This window comes from Paracoccus thiocyanatus, from assembly GCF_900156255.1.
Taxonomy (GTDB): domain Bacteria; phylum Pseudomonadota; class Alphaproteobacteria; order Rhodobacterales; family Rhodobacteraceae; genus Paracoccus; species Paracoccus thiocyanatus.
In genome coordinates this window covers 1-1,027 of the sequence record NZ_FTMK01000061.1, presented here as the reverse complement: position 1 = coordinate 1,027, position 1,027 = coordinate 1, and the positions used below count along the sequence as shown (strand labels likewise).

Genomic DNA, 1,027 nt, shown 5'->3' with positions numbered 1-1,027 from the left:
GGAGGCTACACCGCATCGGGCCAGCTACCCGTGCTGACCAAGCGGGGTCATTATTGGGCGCCGAAAGGGGGTCAAAGTTGCGTGCCGATTGACAATCAAGCGTTTCGCGCGTGGCGGGCACAATGGCGGGCGCGCTCCAAAATGCATATTTATCAATTAAATCAACGGAATATGGCGGAGGGGATGGGTCTGAAAGACAACCTTTTCCACTGATTTACTTTACAAAGCAATGACTTACGTGCGTTTCCGTCAGCCGTCCGGCTGCCTTACCAATAAAATCCGAAGGACCTGAACCGCGGTTGAGCCTGTGGCGACGTCAGTGCGGGCATCGCGTGCCCGGCCATCGGCGGGACGGAAAGCGTTCGGCTGGGGGCCAGCGCGCGGAGCCTCGCGATCCGGCTTTCTACCGGCGGATGCGTCCGCAGCAGCGAGGGTTCGGGGATGCGTCTGCCGGGCAGGAAGATGTCCTCCCAGAACCGGCCGACGCGGCGCTCGAGCTTGCCGAGCGCGCCGATCAACCCCTCGGGGTCGCCGGTCAGGTCCGCCGCCACCCGGTCTGCATCGTATTCGCGGGTGCGCGACAGCCCGAGCTGGATCAGCGCCATCAGCGTGGGCGCGAAGATCAGGAGCACCACGACCGACCAGGGCACATGGACCATGCCCGCCATCACGAGCGGCAGGTTCACCAGCACAAGCAACTGTCCCATCCAGCTTGCCAGCGACACCAGCCGCGACATCACGTCTGCGAGTCCCATAATCCAGAGGTCGCGATGGGCGATGTGGCCGATCTCGTGCGCGAGGACGCCGGCAAGTTCGCGACCGTCCAGGATCTCGAGCAGCCCGTCGGTGACGCAGATCGTGCTGTCCTCGGGGCTGCCCATGGCAAAGGCGTTCGGCAGCCGGCTCGCCGAAGTTCGACAGCAAAACCGCTGAGCGATTGATTTCTCTGAGGCGGATTTCGCCTTTGTGTGACTACGGGACGGCTCTTAGGCAGGTTTTGGCAGGTTCAGGGTGTTGAACAGCTCCA

The 1,027-nt window shown here is 62.6% G+C and carries 2 protein-coding genes; one reads left to right on the top strand and one right to left on the bottom strand.

Annotated elements, in window-relative coordinates:
* Positions 1-213, top strand: a 213-nt coding sequence (locus F3H32_RS18025; protein WP_223191535.1) for a hypothetical protein, incomplete at its 5' end; no start/stop codon positions are given.
* A 53-nt stretch (positions 214-266) separates the two neighbouring features.
* On the opposite strand, the gene F3H32_RS17620 is transcribed toward F3H32_RS18025, so the two are convergent.
* Positions 267-881, bottom strand: coding sequence for a zinc metalloprotease HtpX (locus F3H32_RS17620; RefSeq protein WP_394349630.1), 615 nt, complete (start codon positions 879-881; stop codon positions 267-269).
* Positions 882-1,027: the final 146 nt, after the last annotated feature.